Origin of the sequence: Cellulomonas composti (genome assembly GCF_007990245.1) — a bacterium.
Lineage (GTDB): Bacteria > Actinomycetota > Actinomycetes > Actinomycetales > Cellulomonadaceae > Cellulomonas > Cellulomonas composti.
Genome location: NZ_BJWG01000006.1, coordinates 41,537 through 58,566, shown reverse-complemented (window position 1 = coordinate 58,566; position 17,030 = coordinate 41,537). Strand labels below are relative to the sequence as shown.

Sequence of the window (17,030 nt, the reverse complement as noted above, 5' to 3'; positions counted from 1 at the left end):
GGCTGCCCGACGTCGACGGGCGCGCACCTGACAACCCGACGCAAGGAGCCCTCCATGTCCGCAGCACTGCCCGACGCCTCCGGCTCGTTCGGCCAGAAGCCGTCCCTCACGTTCCCGGACGCCGCTCCCTCGGGTGAGCTCGAGATCGTCGTGCTGAGCCGCGGCGACGGCGCGCTGGTCGAGGCCGGCGACGACATCGAGGTGCACTACCTCGGCCAGTCCTGGGGTGGCGGCGTGTTCGACAACTCGTACGACCGGCGTGAGTCGATCAGCTTCCCGATCGGCGTCGGCGCCGTGATCGCGGGCTGGGACGAGGGTCTGGTCGGCCAGCAGGTCGGTTCCCGCGTGCTGCTGTCGATCCCGTCGCACCTCGGTTACGGCGACCGGGGCGTGCCGCAGGCCGGTATCCGCGGGGGCGACACGCTCGTGTTCGTCGTCGACATCGTCGGCACCTCGAACTGAACCCCCCGCCCGGCGTGTGCGGGTGACCTGGACCATGGTCCGGCTGGGCGTGGACACCGGATGCGTGTCCGGTCCGTCCGGTTCTACGGTCTGTCCTGACGGTTCGTGAGGCACGACGAGGTGCTTCACGTACCGTCGACCGAGCAATCTCGGAGCCGCTGCATGGGCCACGGGGGACCAGTGTCGGCGGACCTGGACGGGCGGTCGGCTACGGGGCAGCCGACCGCCCGTTCGGTCTGTTCGGACGGGTCGGTCCGTTCTCAGGGTCGGTCCGTTCTGCGGGTCCGTCCGCTCAGGCGGGGACCGGACGCTCCTGCCGGGGTGCGGTGGGTGCCGGCAGCGGTGTGGCGGGCTCGTCGGGCACCTCGACCATGACGGTGGGCAGCGCGCGGTCCAGCCAGCGCGGCAGCCACCAGTTCGCGCGGCCGAGCAGCGTCATCGTCGCGGGCACGAGCACCATCCGCACGAGCGTCGCGTCGAGCAGGATCGCGGTCGCGAGCCCGACGCCGAACATCTTGGTGGCGGCGTCCGCGCCGAGCACGAAGGCGAGGAACACCGAGCCCATGATCAGCGCCGCCGAGGTGATGACCCGCCCGGTGCGCGCGATCCCGTCCACCACGGCGCGGTCGTTGTCGCCCGTGGCGAGGTAGCTCTCCCGGATCCGCGAGAGCAGGAACACCTCGTAGTCCATGGACAGCCCGAACAGGATCGCGAACATGAACATCGGGATGAAGGACACGATCGGCACGGTCGCCTCCAGCCCGATGAGATCCGCACCCCAGCCCCACTGGAACACCATCACCATGACGCCGTACGACGCGGCGATGCTCAGCACGTTGAGGACCACGGCCTTCAGCGGCACGAGCACCGAGCGGAACACGAGCATCAGAAGCAGGAAGGACATCGCGAGCACGGTCGCGATGAGCAGCGGCAGGCGGTCGTTGACCCGCTGACCCACGTCCGCGAAGCTCGCCGTCTGACCGCCGATGTGGGCGCTCGCGGCGCTGCCCTCGAGCGCGGCCGGCAGCACGTCGGCGCGCAGACGGGTGATCGTCTCGCGCGTGGCCTCGTCCTGCGGCCCGGTGCTGGGCACGACGACGACCGTCGTGACGTCCCCGGAGGCCACGGGCTCGCGCACCGCGGCGATGCCGGGATCCTGCGCGACCGCGTCGGCCACGCGGGCCGCGGCGTCCGGGTCGCCGGCCGTCTCGATCGCGAGCACCAGCGGACCGTTGGCGCCGGGACCGAACCCCTGCGCGACCAGGTCGTACGCCTGGCGCTGCGTGAAGCTCGGCGGCAGCGCACCGTCGTCGGGGATCCCGACGCGCAGCCCGAGCACCGGCGCAGCCATCGCCATCAGCAGCACGACGACCCCGACGAGGTAGGGCACGGGGTGCCGCGTGACGTGCGTCGACCACCGGCGCCAGCCGGCGCCCTCCGCGGCGGCGCGCGCCTCGGTGCGCTCGGGGTGCCGACCGTCGACGCGGTGACCGGCCAGCCCGAGCAGCGCGGGCAGCAGCGTCACGGACGCGGCGACCATGACCAGCACGACGACCGCGATCGCGATGCCGCCCGCCGTCATGAACGGCACCCGCGCGACGGCCAGGCCGAGGATCGAGACCACGACGACGCCGCCCGCGAACACCACCGGCTGACCCGCGGCGGCGAGCGAGCGCGCGACCGCCTCCGGCACGGGCAGGGCGCGTCGCAGGTTGCCGCGGTGCCGGGAGACGACGAACAGCGCGTAGTCGATCCCGACGCCGAGGCCGACCATCGCCCCGAGCGTCGGCGCGTAGGACGGGATCTCGATGGCGTGCGCGATCAGCGGCATCGCGCCGACCCCGACCGCCAGGCCGACGAGCGCGACCCCGATCGGCAGTGCGGCCGCCACGAGCGAGCGGAACGCGACGAGCAGGATGACCAGCGCCGCGATCAGGCCGATGAGCTCACCCGCGCCCGCGGGTGGGCTCTCGAACGCGAAGTACAGGTCGCCGCCGGCCTCGACGCGCAGCGGTCCGTGCCCGTCGACCTGCGCGAGCACGTCCTTGAGCCGGGTGAGGTCGGCGGCGGTCAGCGCCTCGCTCGTCGGGTACTGCACGCGGACCAGCGCGATGCGACCGTCGGCGGAGACGCCGTCGGCGGGCGTCGCCGACCCGGCGACGAGCGCACCCGCCGGGTCGCTGACACCGAGCACCTGCGGCAGCGCGGCGACGTCCGCCTCGAGCGCGGCGAGCGCGTCGCGTGCCTCGGGCGACGCGAGCGTCGCGTCGGAGTCGGTCGGTGTCACGACGATCTGCGCGGTGAGCCCGGCCTGACCGGAGCCGGCCTGGGCGAGCAGCTCGTTGGCCCGCTCGGAGTCGAGCCCGGGCACGCGGAACGAGTCGCGCAGCTTCTCGCCCACGGCCTGGGACGCGCCCACGACGAGCACGGCGAGCAGCACCCAGGTGCCGATGACGAGCCAGGGACGCCGGGCGCTCGTGAGCCCCAGCCGGTACAAGGCGTGCGACAGCATGCGGATCCTCCAGGGTCGGGCCCGGACGGGCCGGTCACCGGCGGGTGCCGGCTCTCGATCGTCGCGAGACGTCGCCCCTGGTCACATCGGCCGTCGGGCCGCAGTCGGCTCGGCCGCCCGGCCGGGTGCGGGCTCGTCCTTCCGGCCGATCCGCGGCCGCGCCGGGTTCTCTACGCTGACCTCGTGATCGCCTCCGCCGCACGCCGACTGTGGGCCGTCCCACGTCCGGTCGGCGCACCCGTGCGGGTGTGGCGCGACTGGGCGCTGGTCGCGCTGTTCGTCGGGCTCGCGATCCTCGAGACGTTCCTGCGGCCCGAGCTGCCGTGGCGCCCGGTGGTGCTGGTCGAGGCCGTCGCGCTCACGTCGACGCTGCTGTGGCGGCGCACCCGCCCGCTGCTCGCGGTGCTGGTCGCCTTCGGCGTCGTCGTGCTGGTCGACCTCGTCGCGTACGTCTCGGGGGTGGACACCTCGGTCGGGCTCGCCTCGATGGGCTACGTGCTGATCCTCGTGTACGCGCTGGTGCGCTGGGGGTCGGGCCGCGAGATCGTGCTCGGCTCGGCGGTCGTGATGCTCGCCGCAGCCTTCGGGGTCGTGCGCGACCCGGGTCCGTTGCCCGACGCGATCGCCGGGTTCGGCATCGTCGTGTTCGCGGGTCTGCTCGGGCTCGCCGTGCGCCAGACCCGCGTCTCACGCTCGCGTGAGCTGGACCAGGTGCGGCTTCGCGAGCGTGAGCAGCTCGCACGTGAGCTGCACGACACGGTCGCGCACCACGTCTCGGCGATGGTGATCCGTGCGCAGGCCGGGCAGGTCCTCGCGGACGTCGACCCCGCGGCGGCGCGCGACGCGCTCGCGGTGATCGAGGCGGAGGGTTCGCGCACCCTGACCGAGATGCGCTCGCTCGTCGGGGCGTTGCGGCAGGGAGACGCGGACCTCGTGCCGCAGGGCGGTGTGGGGGACCTCGAACGGCTCGCGGCGGGCGTCCCGCTCGCGGTCAGCATCGAGCGCACGGGCGAGCTCGACGACCTGGGCGCCGCGCTCGACGCGGCGGTCTACCGCTGCGTGCAGGAGTCGCTCACGAACGCGGCCCGCCACGGCCGCCATGTGCGCCAGGTGCGCGTGCGCGTCGCGGCCGACGAGCGCGAGGTGCATGCGTCGGTGAGCGACGACGGCGACCCCGTCACGCCGGGTCGCGTGGGCGCCGGGTACGGGCTGCTCGGGATGACCGAGCGGGCGGCGCTGCTCGGCGGCACCATGACGGCGGGCCCCGGTGCCGACCGGGGGTGGCGCGTCGACGTCGTGCTCCCGCGGACCTTGTCGTGAGCATCCGGGTGCTGGTCGCCGACGACCAGGAGCTGGTCCGCACCGGGCTGCGGATGATCCTCGACGCGCAGCCCGGGATCGAGGTCGTCGCCGAGGCCGCCGACGGCGCGCAGGCGGTCGAGCTGGCCCGCTCGCTGCGTCCCGACGTGTGCCTGCTCGACATCCGGATGCCGGTGCTGGACGGCCTCGAGGCGACCCGACTCCTGGCGGGCCCCGGCGTCGCCGACCCGATCGCCGTCGTCGTCATCACGACCTTCGACCTCGACGAGTACGTGCACGGCGCGCTGCGCGCGGGTGCGCGAGGCTTCCTGCTCAAGGACGCAGGCCCCGCCCTGCTCGCGCAGGCGGTGCGTGCCGCCGCGGACGGTGAGGCGCTCATCGCGCCCCAGGTCACCGTCCGCCTGCTGGCCGCGTTCGCCGGGCGCCCGACGAGCGCGCCCGCCCAGCCGATCGAGCCCCTCACGGGCCGCGAGGAGCAGGTGCTGCTCACCGTCGCGCGCGGCCTGACGAACGCGGAGATCGCCGACGAGCTGCACATCAGCCTGGGCACGGTGAAGACCCACCTGACGGCCCTGATGACGAAGCTCGCCGCCCGCAACCGCGTGGAGATCGCCATGTGGGCCCACGAGACGGGCCGCCTGCACCCCTGAGCACCACCCCCACCCCCGCAGCCGCGATCGTTCGAGGATGTGGCCACGAATCGTGGCCGATTCCTCGAAAGATCGCGCCGGCGTCAGGAGGGGAGAGGGCAGGCGACGCCTGTCGAGTGGACCGGGCAGTAGCCGTGCGGGTTCTTGTCGAGGTACTGCTGGTGGTACGGCTCGGCGTAGTAGAAGGGCCCCGCCTCGGCGGCCGGGCGGACCTCGGTGGTGATCGCGCCGTAGCCGGCGGCGGCCAGGCGCGGGGCGAACGTGGCGCGGGTGCGCTCGACGGCCTCGGCCTGCTCGGGCGTCGTCGGGTAGATCGCCGAGCGGTACTGCGTGCCGACGTCGTTGCCCTGCCGGAAGCCCTGGGTCGGGTCGTGCGCCTCCCAGAACCGGCGCAGCAGCTCGTCGTGCGTGAGGACCGCGGGGTCGTACGCGACGAGAACCGCCTCGGTGTGCCCGGTCATGCCGGTGCAGACCTCCTCGTACGTCGGGAACGGTGTGTGCCCGCCCTGGTAGCCGACGGCCGTCGTGACGACGCCGGGGATCTGCCACAGCTCGCGCTCGGCCCCCCAGAAGCAACCGAGCCCGAGCGAGAGCGTGGCGGTCCCGGCGGGCCACGGGCCCTGCAGCGGCGTGCCGAGCACGGTGTGCGTCGCGGGGACCTCGAACGCGTACCCGTCGCGACCGGCCAGTGCGCGCTCGGGCTCGACCATCGTCGAGCGCAGCGCAGATCCGAACAGCCAGCCCATGACCACTCCTCCTGGGGACCTGCGGGGCCGCCCTCACGGCGCCGGGTCCACCGGTCAGCACAACCGGCGACGGCGCGAGCATGTTCCCCGTCCGACGAGCGTCGGGACCGTAGCCTGGGGCGATGACGACTCCCCTGGGGCACGACGACGTCGAGGTGGCCGCCGTGCCGCCGGGCCGGGCCGCCGACGCGGTGCCGATGTCGGTCCAGCGCGCGGCCGAGTGGTCGTGGCGGCTGATCCTGATCGCGATCGGTGGGCTCGTGCTCGTGTCGGGAGTGATCTACCTCAAGCTCGTCGTCGTGCCGATCGCGGTCGCGCTGCTGGTCACGGTCCTGCTGCACCCGCTGGTCGGGTTCCTGCAGCACCGACTGCGGCTGCCGCGGGCGGCGGCGTCGGCGGTGGCCGTGGTCGGGCTCGTGCTGTTCGTCGTCGGCCTGCTGGCGGTCGCCGGGCACTCCGTCGTCGTCGGCATCGCGGACCTGTGGGACCAGGCGCAGGAGGGCATCGACAAGGTGCTCGTCTGGCTCGCGGACGGTCCGTTCCATGTGTCGACCGTCGACATGGAGGCATGGATCGAGCAGGCCCGCACGGCCGCGACCGAGAACCGCGAGTCGATCGTCTCGGGCGCGGTCGCGGCCACCGTCACGCTGGGCCACGTGCTCGCGGGTGCCGTCATCGCGCTGTTCTGCACGTTCTTCTTCCTGCTCGACGGCCGCGGCATCTGGTCCTGGCTCGTCGGGCTTGCGCCGCGCGGCAGCCGCGAGCACATCCACCAGGCGGGTCGGCGCGGGCTCGTCACGCTCGGCGCGTACACGCGCACCCAGATCCTGGTCGCGGCGGTCGATGCGACGGGCATCGGCATCGGCGCCGCGATCCTGCAGGTGCCGCTCGCGTTCCCGCTCGCGATCCTCGTCTTCGTCGGGTCGTTCATCCCGGTGGTCGGTGCGGTGCTGACCGGCGCCATCGCGGTGCTCGTCGCGCTCGTGGCGCAGGGGCCGTTCGTCGCGCTGCTGATGCTCGCGGTGGTGCTGCTGGTGCAGCAGATCGAGGGCCACGTGCTGCAGCCGTTCCTCATGGGCCACGCCGTCTCGCTGCACCCGGTCGCGGTGCTGCTCGCGGTCGCGGCGGGCTCGTTCATGGCCGGCATCCTCGGTGCGCTGTTCGCGGTGCCGGTGGTGGCGGTGGCCAACACCGTGGTCCTGTACCTGCACGGGCACGACAAGTTCCCGCAGCTCGGCCGGGACGACCACGTGACCGTGCGCGAGCGAGGGCATCCGATCCTGGACCGTGAGATCGCGCGGATGGCGGAGCTCGACTCCGAGGGCGCAGCCGGTTTCGACGACCGCGACCTGGGCGAGGAGCCTGCCACGGGGGCCGACGAGGGTGCGGCGGTCGACCTGTCCGACGCCGGCGACGAGACATCGGGGCAGCGGTGACGACGACCCTGGCCGACGTGCTGGCGGCCGCGGACCTGCTCGCGGGCGTGGCGTCGCGCACACCCGTCGAGTCGAGCCGGGCGCTGTCCGAGATCGCCGGCGTCCCGGTGCTGCTCAAGTGCGAGAACCTGCAGCGCGCGGGCTCGTTCAAGATCCGCGGTGCGTACGTGCGCATGGCACGCCTGTCCGACGACGAACGCGCGCACGGGGTCGTGGCGGCCAGTGCGGGCAACCATGCGCAGGGGGTCGCGCTCGCCGCGCGACTGCTGGGCATCGAGGCCGTCGTGTTCATGCCGGTGGACGCCGCGCTGCCCAAGATCGCGGCGACGCGTGAGTACGGCGCACACGTCGAGCTCGTCGGGAGCAGCGTCGACGAGGCGCTCGTGCACGCCCGCGCGTACGCGCAGCGCACGGGCGCCGCGCTGATCCACCCGTTCGACCACCCGGACGTCGTCGCGGGACAGGGCACGATCGCGCTCGAGATCGTCGAGCAGGTGCCCGACGTGGCGACCGTGATCGTCCCCGTCGGCGGCGGCGGGCTGGCGGCCGGCATCGTCGCGACGCTCGCGGAGCTGCGCCCGCAGGTGCGGGTCGTCGGGGTGCAGGCCGCGAAGGCCGCGGCCTACCCGGCCTCTCTCGCGGCGGGCCACCCGGTCAAGGCACCCGAGCTGCGCACGATGGCCGACGGCATCGCGATCGGGCTGCCCGGCGAGGTGCCGTTCGAGGTGCTCGCGCACGCCCACGCCGAGGTCCGCACGGTCTCCGAGGAGGACCTCTCGCGCGCCCTGCTGCTGGTCGCCGAGCGCGCCAAGCTGCTCGTCGAGCCGTCCGGCGCGGCCGCCGTGGCGGCACTCATGGCGGCCCCGGGCGACTTCGAGGGGCCCGTGGTCGCGATCCTGTCCGGCGGCAACATCGACCCGCAGGTGCTGCTGCGCGTCGTGCGGCACGGCCTCGCGTCGGCGGGCCGCTTCCTGTGGCTGCACCTGCGCATCGCGGACAGTCCCGGTGCGCTCGCGGGGCTGCTGCGCGACCTCGCCGCGACCGGCGCCAACGTCATGCACGTCTCGCACGTGCGCACGCAGGGCGAGCTCGCGGTCGACGAGGTCGCGATCGAGGTGCAGGTCGAGACGAAGGGCCCCGACCACTGCGCGGCGGTCCAGCACGCGCTGCGGGTCGCCGGTTACCGGCTCACCGACTGAGCTGCCGGCTCACCGCCTGCGCTTCCCGCCCGTCGACGGGCACGCCGGACGCCCGGACCGCAGCCGGTCCGGGCGTTCGCCGGTCTCAGCCCGCGTAGGGGGTCGCGGCGAGGATCTTGGCCTCGATCTCGCGCCCGTTGGGAGCGGTGTAGCTCGTCGTGTCGCCGACCGAGCGGCCGTTGATCGCGGCACCCAGCGGAGACGTGGGGGAGAACACCGACAGGTCGGTGGTGCCGGCCATCTCGCGCGAGCCGAACAGGAACTGCTCCTCGTCGCCCGCGATGAGCGCGGTCACGAGCATGCCGGGCTCGACCACGCCGTCGTCGGCCGGGGTGCCGATCTGCACGTTGCGCAGCTTGGCCTCGAGCTCGCGGACGCGGGCCTCGTTCTTGGCCTGCTCCTCGCGGGCGGCGTGGTAGCCGCCGTTCTCCTTGAGGTCGCCCTCGTCACGCGCGGCGGCGATGCGGCGCGTGATCTCGTCGCGTCGGGAGCCCTTGAGGTCCTCGAGTTCCGCGCTGAGGCGGTCGTAGGCCTCCTGCGTCAGCCAGGTGCCCGCAGTCGTGTCGGTCACGATCGCTCCTTCCATGCTCAGGTGGTCCCGCACCAGGTCGTGGCGGCATGCCACGGAGGATGTCAGGACGGGGGTGTCGCCGTTCCGTTCCGGTCGCGTCGACCGTCGGGTCCGGGCGTCAGGCGACGGCCGGGGCGGCGTGCGAAACGCCCAGGATAGCAACAGCACGCCCGTCGGCCCCGTTCGGGTGGCCGCGAGCGGTCGCCGAGCGGTCAGACGGTGCAGGACTCGACGGTTCCGGTGACCGCCAGCTCGGCGGTCGGGACCGTGGTCGTGACGCGCTGCGAGCGTGCGCCGGGACCGACCTCGACGTCCACCACGCCGACCTCGGCGTAGGACTGCGAGAGCGCCTGCACGCGGCACGTCGCGGTCGCGTCGCTCGCCTTGGTGACCTCGAACGTCACCTCGACCGAACCCGCGTCGTGCACGACGAACCCGACGTCCTTCCACTGCACCGGGTCGCGCGCCGCGCCGATCGCGAGCCACGTCACCACGACGAGTCCGACGACGACCGCCACCGCGATCGCCGCGATCAGCGCGGGCGACCGGCGGGAGCGCTCGGGCCCGTAGCGTCCGGCCGGCGGGGTGGCCGCGGGCGGGGTGGCGGTGGTCACGGCAGGCTCCTGGTCGTTTCGTCGGCGAGGCTCGGTTAGGCGATCATTGTCGCGTGCCCGAGCAGCAGAACCACGCGACCGACGAGCCGTTGCGCCTCATGGCGGTGCACGCGCACCCCGACGACGAGTCGAGCAAGGGTGCCGCGACCACCGCCCGCTACGTGGCCGAGGGCGTCGAGGTGCTCGTCGTGACGTGCACGGGTGGAGAGCGCGGCGACGTGCTCAACCCGCAGTACGGTCCGCTCGACCCGGAGCACATGGGCGAGATCCGGCGCGCCGAGATGGCCGCCGCGGCCGCCGCGCTCGGCGTCCGGCAGCAGTGGCTCGGGTTCGTCGACTCGGGTCTGCCGGAGGGCGACCCGCTGCCGCCGCTGCCCGACGGCTGCTTCGCGCTCGTCCCGCTCGAGGAGGCGACCGCGCCGCTCGTCGAGGCCGTGCGCGCGTTCCGCCCGCACGTGATCACGACGTACGACCCGAGCGGCGGCTACCCGCACCCCGACCACGTGATGTGCCACCGGGTCTCGGTCGAGGCGTTCGCGGCAGCCGGCGACCCGCAGCGCTACCCGGGTCTGGGCGAGCCCTGGACGCCGCTCAAGCTCTACTACAACCACGGCTTCTCGCTCGCGCGCCTGCGGGCGCTGCACGAGGCGCTCGTCGAGGCGGGCCGGGAGTCGCCGTTCGGCGACTGGATCGAGTCGCGCGTCGCGCGCGAGATCCCCGAGCGGCAGGTCACGACGACCATCCGCTGCGAGCAGTACTTCCCCGCGCGCGACGACGCGCTGCGCGCGCACGCGACGCAGATCGACCCCGACGGGTTCTTCTTCGCGATCCCGCGCAGCGTCGAGGCGGCGCAGTGGCCCACCGAGGAGTTCGAGCTCGCGGAGTCGCGCGTCCCGACGACCCTGCCCGAGGACGACCTGTTCGCGGGTGTGCGGTGATCGGCCTGCTGCTCGCGGTCACGCCCTCGCCGGGCACGACGAGCGTGCCCGCCGGCGGTGGCTCGCCCGGCTTCCTCGGCTTCGTCTTCACGTTCGCGCTCGCGATCGCCGCCGTGTTCCTGTTCCTGTCGCTGACCCGCCAGCTGCGTCGCGTCGACCGGCGCGCGCGCCAGCAGGAGGCCGACGACGCCGCGGCGGCCGCGCTGGTCGCGTCGGACGCCGTGGTGCAGGACGAGCCGACCGAGCCCGACGAGGGCCCTGACGCAGGCCCCGCGCCGACGGGGGACCGTTGAACGACCGGCCCGCGCCGCCCACGCGACCCGCGGTCCGTGTGACGATCGCGCAGGTCGCGGCGTCCGACGACCACGGCGCCAACCGGACCGCCGTGGCCGACGCGTTCGAGGCCGCGCACCGGGTCCGCGCCGACCTGCTGGTGCTGCCGGAGTACGCCTCGGGCTTCGACCCGCGCGGTGTCGGCCGCGAGCACGCCGAGCCGTTGGGCGGGCCGTTCGTCGGGCTGCTGCGCGAGCGCGCGGCGCGCACGGGCGTCGCGGTGCTGGCCGGTACGACGATCCCGGCGGACGCCGAGCCGGGCGCGGCGGATGACCGCGCGGTGAACGCCGTCGTCGCCGTGGACGGCACGGGCACGCTCGTCGGGACGTACCGCAAGGTGCACCTGTACGACGCGTTCGGTACCCGCGAGTCCGACCGCCTGCAGGCCGGGCCGCCCGACGCCCCGCCGCTCGTGCTGACCGTCGCCGGTGTGCGGTTCGGCGTGATCACCTGCTACGACCTGCGGTTCCCCGAGTCCGCACGCCGCCTCGTCGACGCGGAGGCGCAGGTGATCGTCGTACCGGCGGCCTGGGCCGACGGCGAGCTCAAGGCGATGCACTGGCGCGCGCTCGCCGTGGCCCGCGCGATCGAGAACACGGCGGTCGTGCTCGGCGTCGGCATGGCGGGCAAGGGTGTGATCGGTCGTTCGCTCGTCGTCGGGCCGGACGGTGTCGTCGGGCTCGAGATGGACGAACGACCCGCGATCCGCACGGTCGACCTCGACCCGGACGACCTGGACGCGGTCCGCGCGGCGAACCCGTCCCTCGTCAACCGCCGCTACACGGTCGCCCCCCGGTCCTGAGGGGCGGAGTCCCTAGCGCAGCGAGTAGCTCGCGATCGAGACGGCGATGTAGTGGCACGTGTAGCCGACGACGGTGAGCACGTGGAAGATCTCGTGGAAGCCGAACCAGCGGGGGCTCGGGTTCGGCCACTTGGTGCCGTAGACCACCGCGCCGAGCGTGTACGCGAGCCCGCCGGCGGCGACGAGCCAGACGATCGCCGGCCCGCCCGAGCGCCAGAACTGCGGCAGGAACGCGAGCGCGACCCAGCCGAGCGCGACGTAGATCGGCACGTAGACCCAGCGCGGCGCCCCGAGCCAGAAGATGCGCGCGAGCAGTCCGACGATGGCGCCGGACCACACCACGATCAGGAGGTTGCGGGCCGTCTCGGTGGGCAGCAGCAGCACCGCGAGCGGCGTGTAGGTGCCCGCGATGATGAGGAAGATGTTGGTGTGGTCGAGCCGGCGCAGGACGGCCGCGACGCGCGGCGACCAGTGCCCGCGGTGGTAGACCGCGCTCGTGCCGAACAGCATGACCGCGGTGACGCCGAAGATCGCGGTCGACCACTTCGCGGCCGGCGTCGGGGACAGCACGACGAGCACGATCGACGCGACCAGCACGAACGGCGCGACCCCGGCGTGGATCCACCCGCGCAGGTGCGGCTTGACCGCGTCGGCGGCCTTCTCGATGGCGCCTGGTGCGCTCGACGCGGCACTCATGCGGGGGACTCGCTCTCGTCGGACGCGGCAACCTACGAAAGCGTAGGTTACGCGAGCGTAGGTTGGATGTCGAACGCCGCCGGTCGCGGCGGCAAGCCGTGTCCCGCGCGCCTCGCACGCGTCGCGCGACGGTACGGTGGAGCCGCCCTCGTCCGTGTCCCGAAGGAGCGCGCGTGCGCCTGCCCCACCCGCTGTACGGGTTGTACGAGCGGCGCCTGGCCGCCTCGCTGCCCCCCGATCGGGTCCCGCGGCACGTGGGGGTCATCCTCGACGGCAACCGGCGGTGGGCGCGCTCGTCGGGCAAGTCCGCGGCGACCGGCCACCAGGCGGGGGCCGACAAGATCGCCGAGCTGCTCGGGTGGAGCGAGGACGTCGGCGTCGAGGTCGTCACCCTCTGGATGCTCTCGACCGACAACCTCAACCGGCCGCCCGCGGAGCTGGCGGACCTGCTCGGCATCATCGAGGACGCCGTGCGCGCGCTCGCGGCGACCCGGCGCTGGCGGCTGCAGGCGATGGGCTCGCTCGAGCTCCTGCCGGAGCGCACCGCGCAGGCGCTGCGCGACGCGCAGGAGGCCACGCGCGACGTCGCCGGGCTGCACGTCAACGTCGCGGTCGGCTATGGCGGGCGGCGCGAGATCGCCGACGCCGTGCGCTCCTACCTGCGTCACGGCGCCGAGAAGGGCATCAGCCTCGACGAGCTGGCGGAGTCGTTCGACGTCGAGCACATCGCCGCGCACCTGTACACCAAGGGCCAGCCCGACCCGGACCTGGTCATCCGCACGTCGGGCGAGCAGCGGCTCGGCGGGTTCCTGCTGTGGCAGTCGGCGCACTCGGAGTTCTACTTCTGCGAGGCGTACTGGCCGGACTTCCGCCGGGTCGACTTCCTGCGCGCCGTGCGTGCGTACGCCGCGCGCGAGCGTCGCCTCGGCCGCTGAGCGACCCCCCGACGACGAGATCGGGGCGCTCAGGTGAACTTTGCGTTTAGTCGTGCGGCACGCCGACCGTGTTGCGCACGTCACACCCTGGCGCGGGGTTAGCGTCCGGGTGAGGACGGCACCCCGCCGTCCCCGGGAGGCCAGCCCATGGAGCATCCGCTCCGGGAGGAGGGCCGGTCCCGGCCCTGCTCGTCAGGGCCCGGCCGACCTCGACCCGTCGCCGATCGCCGGCACGTGGTCCCGCTCGCGCGGGGCGCCGGCGCGAGGCGCCTCTAGCGGCGCGACACCAGCGCCGGAGGGAGCACGCCGTGGTCAGGAGCGCTCAGCAGCAGGGCACCGCACCGTCGTCGGGGATGTCGTCGGGGTCGTCGGGAACGGGCCCGCTCGAACCTGAGGACGGCCGCCGCACGCACGTGCTCGACACGTCGGTCCTGCTCTCCGACCCCCGCGCGATCTACCGGTTCGCCGAGCACGACGTCGTGCTCCCGGTGGTCGTCGTCACCGAGCTGGAGGCCAAGCGCCACCACGCCGAGCTGGGCTACTTCGCCCGGTCCGCGCTGCGGATGCTCGACGACCTGCGCATCCAGCACGGCCGGCTCGACGCGCCGATCCCGCTCAACGAGATCGGCGGCACGCTGCGCGTCGAGCTCAACCACACCGAACCGGACGTGCTGCCCGCGGGCTTCCGGCTCGGCGACAACGACACGCGCATCCTGGCCGTCGCGGCGAACCTGTCGGCCGAGGGCCAGGACGTCACGGTCGTGAGCAAGGACCTGCCGATGCGGGTCAAGGCGTCGGCGGTCGGGCTGCGCGCCGAGGAGTACCGCCACGAGCTCGCGGTCGAGTCCGGCTGGACCGGGATGGACGCGCTCGACCTCGCCGAGAACCAGATGGGCCAGCTCTGGGAGCACGAGTCGGTCCCGCTCGCCGACGTCATGCCGTCGTCGTCGGACCTCGCGGGCGGTCCCAGCCGCAACCCGAGCGACCTGCCGTGCCACACGGGCCTGGTGCTGCACAGCCCGCGCGGCTCGGCGCTCGGCCGGGTCACGGCCGACAAGCACGTCCGGCTGGTGCGCGGCGACCAGGACGTGTTCGGCCTGCACGGCCGCAGCGCCGAGCAGCGCATCGCGATCGACCTGCTCCTCGACGAGGAGATCGGGATCGTGTCGCTGGGCGGGCGGGCCGGGACCGGCAAGTCCGCGCTCGCGCTGTGCGCGGGGCTCGAGGCGGTGCTCGAGCGTCGTCAGCACCGCAAGGTCATGGTGTTCCGGCCGCTGTACGCCGTCGGCGGGCAGGAGCTCGGCTACCTGCCGGGTTCCGAGGCCGAGAAGATGAACCCCTGGGCGCAGGCGGTGTTCGACACGCTCGGCGCGCTCGTCAGCCGCGAGGTCGTCGAGGAGATCATGGACCGCGACCTGCTCGAGGTCCTGCCGCTCACGCACATCCGCGGCCGGTCGCTGCACGACGCGTTCGTGATCGTCGACGAGGCGCAGTCGCTCGAGCGCAACGTCCTGCTCACGGTCCTGTCCCGGATCGGCCAGTCGTCGCGCGTGGTGCTCACGCACGACGTCGCGCAGCGCGACAACCTGCGGGTCGGCAGGCACGACGGCGTCGCGGCGGTGATCGAGGCGCTCAAGGGCCACCCGCTGTTCGCGCACGTGACGCTCACCCGTTCGGAGCGCTCGCCGGTCGCCGCGCTGGTCACCGAGCTGCTCGAGGGTATCGAGGCCTGAGACTCACCCGCTCGGACCGACGACACGCGCCGCCTCGCACCACTACTGTCGGCGCGTGTCGTCGGGCCGTCCGGTCCGGGCGCCCACCTCTGGAGGATGACGATGACGTATCCCGACCCGGTCCCGCAGTCGGTCCCGCAGGCGCAGCCGTGGCACGGCAACGACGTGAGCTCCCGGACGATCCTGCCGGCCTTCCTGCTGTGCTTCTTCCTCGGCACGCTCGGCGCGCACCGCTTCTACGTGGGCAAGATCGGCACCGCGATCGCCATGATCTTCACGCTCGGCGGCCTCGGCGTCTGGACGCTGATCGACCTGATCATGCTGGCCGTGGGCTCCTTCAAGGACAAGGAAGGCCTGCCGCTCAAGCAGTGGACCTGAGCCGGCTCACGCCTCGACGAGGCGTCCGTCGGCGAGGTGCAGCACGCGGTCGGCCAGCGCGACCATCAGCGGGTCGTGCGTCGAGACGATCGCGGTCATGCCCTCGGCCTCCACGACCGCGCGCAGCAGCGCCATGACGGCCGTACCGGTCTCGGTGTCGAGCTGACCGGTCGGCTCGTCGGCGACGAGCAGACGCGGCGAGTTCGCGAGCGCGCGTGCGATCGCGACCCGCTGCTGCTGCCCGCCGGACATCTCGCCCGGGCGCTGCTGCGTGTGGTCGCCGAGCCCGACGAGGTCGAGCAGGAGCTGCACCCGCGCCTCGCGGTCCGCGGCGGGTACGCGTCGCAGCCGCAGCGGGACGCCGACGTTCTCCGCCGCCGAGAGCACCGGTACCAGGCCGAACGTCTGGAAGACGAACGAGACGACGTCGCGCCGCAGCTCGACCAGACCGGCCTCGTCGAGCGAGGAGACCTCGCGGCCGTCGACCAGCACGCGTCCCGTGTCGGGCCGGTCGAGCCCGCCGATGCAGTTCAGCAGGGTCGTCTTGCCGGACCCGGAGCGTCCGACGAGCGCGACGAGCTCGCCCGGCGCGATCGAGAACGAGACGTCGCGCACGGCGTGCACCGCGGTCGCGCCCGAGCCGTAGGTGCGGGTGACGCCCTCGACGAGGACGGCCGCGCGGGTTCCGACGGTGGTGCTCATGGCTGCTCCCGGTGTCGACCGTGCTTCGTGTCAGGTCCGGGGTCCGGGGCGGGCTCCGGACGGCCGGACGGCCACACGGACACGTGCGACTCCTCGAGCGCGAGCCGCACGCGTCCGACGAGCGCGAGCGCGTCGCGGTACTCGCGCGGCAGCTGGACCCGCCCCGCGCGGTCGAGCACCGCGAACTCCTCGGCGACGACGTGCTCGGAACCGTCCTCGCGGGTGTGCGTGCGCCGCACGACCTCCGAGGACGTGCGGCCGTCGCGGATCGCGACGGTGCGCTGCACGTGCTCGGAGACGCCCGAGTCGTGCGTGACGACCACGACCGTGGTGCCGAGCTCGCGGTTGGCGGTGCGCAGGCCTTCGAGCACGTCGTGCGAGGTCGCGGTGTCGAGCTCACCCGTCGGCTCGTCGGCGAACAGCACCTGCGGCTCGTTGGCGAGCCCGACCGCGATCGCCACGCGCTGCTGCTCACCACCGGACATCGCGCCGGGCCGACGGTCGGCGCAGTAGCCGACGCCGAGCACGTCGAGCAGGTCCTTGGCGCGCCGGGTCCGCTCGGCGCGCCCGACGCCCGCGAGCGCGAGCGGCAGCGTCACGTTCTCCGCCGACGTCAGGTACGGCACGAGGTTGCGCGCGGTCTGCTGCCAGACGAAGCCGACCATCCGGCGCCGGTAGTCGACGCGCTGCCGCGGCGACATCGCCATGAGGTCCCACGGCCCGACGCGCACGCGGCCTGCGGTCGGTGCGTCGAGGCCGGACAGCACCGACAGGAGCGTCGACTTGCCGGACCCCGAGGCCCCGACGATCGCGACCAGCTCGCCGCGCTCGACGAGCAGGTCCAGGCCCTGCAGCGCCTGCACCTCGATGCCCTCGGACTGGTAGATGCGCACGAGCGAGTCGCACACGATCAGCGCGTCCTCACCGAACTCGCCGTTGCGCGTGCGGGCCCGCTCCTCGAGCGCGCCGAGCGTCGTCGTCATGCCGCCTCCCTCGTCGGACC

General features: G+C 73.6%; 18 protein-coding genes. 11 read left to right on the top strand and 7 right to left on the bottom strand.

The window, feature by feature from the left end:
• The first annotated feature begins 54 nt into the window (after positions 1–54).
• Positions 55–462, top strand: coding sequence for an FKBP-type peptidyl-prolyl cis-trans isomerase (locus CCO02nite_RS07925; protein WP_146842597.1), 408 nt, complete (start codon positions 55–57; stop codon positions 460–462).
• A gap of 292 nt (positions 463–754) precedes the next feature.
• On the opposite strand, the gene CCO02nite_RS07920 is transcribed toward CCO02nite_RS07925, so the two are convergent.
• Positions 755–2,974 carry an MMPL family transporter gene (locus tag CCO02nite_RS07920; RefSeq protein WP_186812622.1) on the bottom strand — a complete coding sequence of 740 codons (2,220 nt, stop codon included), beginning with the start codon at positions 2,972–2,974 and terminating at the stop codon, positions 755–757.
• Between the two features lie 183 nt (positions 2,975–3,157).
• Between CCO02nite_RS07920 and CCO02nite_RS07915 the strand changes: the two genes are divergently transcribed.
• Together CCO02nite_RS07915 and CCO02nite_RS07910 are read left to right on the top strand one after the other, a co-directional pair.
• On the top strand, positions 3,158–4,294 hold the full coding sequence (locus tag CCO02nite_RS07915; RefSeq protein ID WP_146842596.1) for a sensor histidine kinase: 1,137 nt from the start codon (positions 3,158–3,160) through the stop codon (positions 4,292–4,294).
• Positions 4,291–4,944 carry a response regulator gene (locus tag CCO02nite_RS07910; protein WP_146842595.1) on the top strand — a complete coding sequence of 218 codons (654 nt, stop codon included), beginning with the start codon at positions 4,291–4,293 and terminating at the stop codon, positions 4,942–4,944. The genes CCO02nite_RS07915 and CCO02nite_RS07910 overlap by 4 nt, the downstream gene beginning before the upstream one ends.
• An 83-nt stretch (positions 4,945–5,027) precedes the next feature.
• Here CCO02nite_RS07910 and msrA read toward each other — a convergent pair whose 3' ends face one another.
• Positions 5,028–5,690 (bottom strand): peptide-methionine (S)-S-oxide reductase MsrA, encoded by a 663-nt coding sequence (gene msrA / locus CCO02nite_RS07905; RefSeq protein WP_186812621.1) that lies wholly within the window; start codon positions 5,688–5,690, stop codon positions 5,028–5,030.
• Positions 5,691–5,812: 122 nt separating this feature from the next.
• Here msrA and CCO02nite_RS07900 point away from each other — a divergent pair, with 122 nt between their 5' ends.
• Both CCO02nite_RS07900 and ilvA read left to right on the top strand, forming a co-directional pair.
• Positions 5,813–7,126, top strand: a complete 1,314-nt coding sequence (locus CCO02nite_RS07900) for an AI-2E family transporter (RefSeq protein ID WP_146842594.1) — start codon at positions 5,813–5,815, stop codon at positions 7,124–7,126.
• Positions 7,123–8,325, top strand: coding sequence for a threonine ammonia-lyase (gene ilvA / locus CCO02nite_RS07895; protein ID WP_146842593.1), 1,203 nt, complete (start codon positions 7,123–7,125; stop codon positions 8,323–8,325). Before CCO02nite_RS07900 ends, ilvA begins: the two co-directional genes overlap by 4 nt.
• 85 nt (positions 8,326–8,410) lie before the next feature.
• Here ilvA and greA read toward each other — a convergent pair whose 3' ends face one another.
• Together greA and CCO02nite_RS07885 are read right to left on the bottom strand one after the other, a co-directional pair.
• The gene (greA, locus tag CCO02nite_RS07890; protein ID WP_186812620.1) at positions 8,411–8,896 is read right to left on the bottom strand and encodes a transcription elongation factor GreA; all 486 of its coding nucleotides are present in this window, start codon (positions 8,894–8,896) and stop codon (positions 8,411–8,413) included.
• 212 nt (positions 8,897–9,108) lie between these two features.
• A complete protein-coding gene (locus CCO02nite_RS07885) occupies positions 9,109–9,510 on the bottom strand; it encodes a DUF4307 domain-containing protein (protein ID WP_146842591.1) in 402 nt (133 codons plus the stop codon).
• 98 nt (positions 9,511–9,608) lie between these two features.
• Here CCO02nite_RS07885 and mca point away from each other — a divergent pair, with 98 nt between their 5' ends.
• From mca to CCO02nite_RS07870, 3 genes are read left to right on the top strand one after another with little or no spacing between them, the layout of a single operon-like run.
• The gene (mca, locus tag CCO02nite_RS07880) at positions 9,609–10,448 is read left to right on the top strand and encodes a mycothiol conjugate amidase Mca (protein WP_146842720.1); all 840 of its coding nucleotides are present in this window, start codon (positions 9,609–9,611) and stop codon (positions 10,446–10,448) included.
• On the top strand, positions 10,445–10,741 hold the full coding sequence (locus CCO02nite_RS07875) for a hypothetical protein (protein WP_146842590.1): 297 nt from the start codon (positions 10,445–10,447) through the stop codon (positions 10,739–10,741). The genes mca and CCO02nite_RS07875 overlap by 4 nt, the downstream gene beginning before the upstream one ends.
• Positions 10,738–11,583 (top strand): carbon-nitrogen hydrolase family protein, encoded by an 846-nt coding sequence (locus CCO02nite_RS07870; RefSeq protein ID WP_146842589.1) that lies wholly within the window; start codon positions 10,738–10,740, stop codon positions 11,581–11,583. The genes CCO02nite_RS07875 and CCO02nite_RS07870 overlap by 4 nt, the downstream gene beginning before the upstream one ends.
• Before the next feature lie 12 nt (positions 11,584–11,595).
• Here CCO02nite_RS07870 and trhA read toward each other — a convergent pair whose 3' ends face one another.
• On the bottom strand, positions 11,596–12,279 hold the full coding sequence (trhA, locus tag CCO02nite_RS07865) for a PAQR family membrane homeostasis protein TrhA (RefSeq protein WP_146842588.1): 684 nt from the start codon (positions 12,277–12,279) through the stop codon (positions 11,596–11,598).
• Positions 12,280–12,452: 173 nt separating this feature from the next.
• Between trhA and CCO02nite_RS07860 the strand changes: the two genes are divergently transcribed.
• The 3 genes from CCO02nite_RS07860 to CCO02nite_RS07850 all read left to right on the top strand — a co-directional run bounded on the left by CCO02nite_RS07860 (position 12,453) and on the right by CCO02nite_RS07850 (position 15,325).
• Positions 12,453–13,214 carry an isoprenyl transferase gene (locus CCO02nite_RS07860; protein ID WP_146842587.1) on the top strand — a complete coding sequence of 254 codons (762 nt, stop codon included), beginning with the start codon at positions 12,453–12,455 and terminating at the stop codon, positions 13,212–13,214.
• Positions 13,215–13,567: 353 nt separating this feature from the next.
• Positions 13,568–14,947 carry an RNA 5'-3' helicase PhoH2 gene (gene phoH2 / locus CCO02nite_RS07855; protein WP_146842719.1) on the top strand — a complete coding sequence of 460 codons (1,380 nt, stop codon included), beginning with the start codon at positions 13,568–13,570 and terminating at the stop codon, positions 14,945–14,947.
• Between the two features lie 102 nt (positions 14,948–15,049).
• Positions 15,050–15,325, top strand: coding sequence for a TM2 domain-containing protein (locus CCO02nite_RS07850; protein ID WP_146842586.1), 276 nt, complete (start codon positions 15,050–15,052; stop codon positions 15,323–15,325).
• Between the two features lie 6 nt (positions 15,326–15,331).
• On the opposite strand, the gene CCO02nite_RS07845 is transcribed toward CCO02nite_RS07850, so the two are convergent.
• Positions 15,332–16,027, bottom strand: coding sequence for an ABC transporter ATP-binding protein (locus CCO02nite_RS07845; RefSeq protein WP_146842585.1), 696 nt, complete (start codon positions 16,025–16,027; stop codon positions 15,332–15,334).
• Positions 16,024–17,010, bottom strand: a complete 987-nt coding sequence (locus tag CCO02nite_RS07840; RefSeq protein WP_146842584.1) for an ABC transporter ATP-binding protein — start codon at positions 17,008–17,010, stop codon at positions 16,024–16,026. Before CCO02nite_RS07840 ends, CCO02nite_RS07845 begins: the two co-directional genes overlap by 4 nt.
• Positions 17,011–17,030: the final 20 nt, after the last annotated feature.

Coding starts and splice junctions, on each gene's coding strand:
- CCO02nite_RS07845 (WP_146842585.1), bottom strand. CDS start 16,027: ATGAGCACCACCGTCGGAACCCGCGCGGCCGTCCTCGTCGAGGGCGTC.
- msrA (WP_186812621.1), bottom strand. CDS start 5,690: ATGGGCTGGCTGTTCGGATCTGCGCTGCGCTCGACGATGGTCGAGCCC.
- CCO02nite_RS07840 (WP_146842584.1), bottom strand. CDS start 17,010: ATGACGACGACGCTCGGCGCGCTCGAGGAGCGGGCCCGCACGCGCAAC.
- CCO02nite_RS07920 (WP_186812622.1), bottom strand. CDS start 2,974: ATGCTGTCGCACGCCTTGTACCGGCTGGGGCTCACGAGCGCCCGGCGT.
- CCO02nite_RS07900 (WP_146842594.1), top strand. CDS start 5,813: ATGACGACTCCCCTGGGGCACGACGACGTCGAGGTGGCCGCCGTGCCG.
- CCO02nite_RS07850 (WP_146842586.1), top strand. CDS start 15,050: ATGACGTATCCCGACCCGGTCCCGCAGTCGGTCCCGCAGGCGCAGCCG.
- CCO02nite_RS07925 (WP_146842597.1), top strand. CDS start 55: ATGTCCGCAGCACTGCCCGACGCCTCCGGCTCGTTCGGCCAGAAGCCG.
- phoH2 (WP_146842719.1), top strand. CDS start 13,568: ATGTCGTCGGGGTCGTCGGGAACGGGCCCGCTCGAACCTGAGGACGGC.
- mca (WP_146842720.1), top strand. CDS start 9,609: ATGGCGGTGCACGCGCACCCCGACGACGAGTCGAGCAAGGGTGCCGCG.
- trhA (WP_146842588.1), bottom strand. CDS start 12,279: ATGAGTGCCGCGTCGAGCGCACCAGGCGCCATCGAGAAGGCCGCCGAC.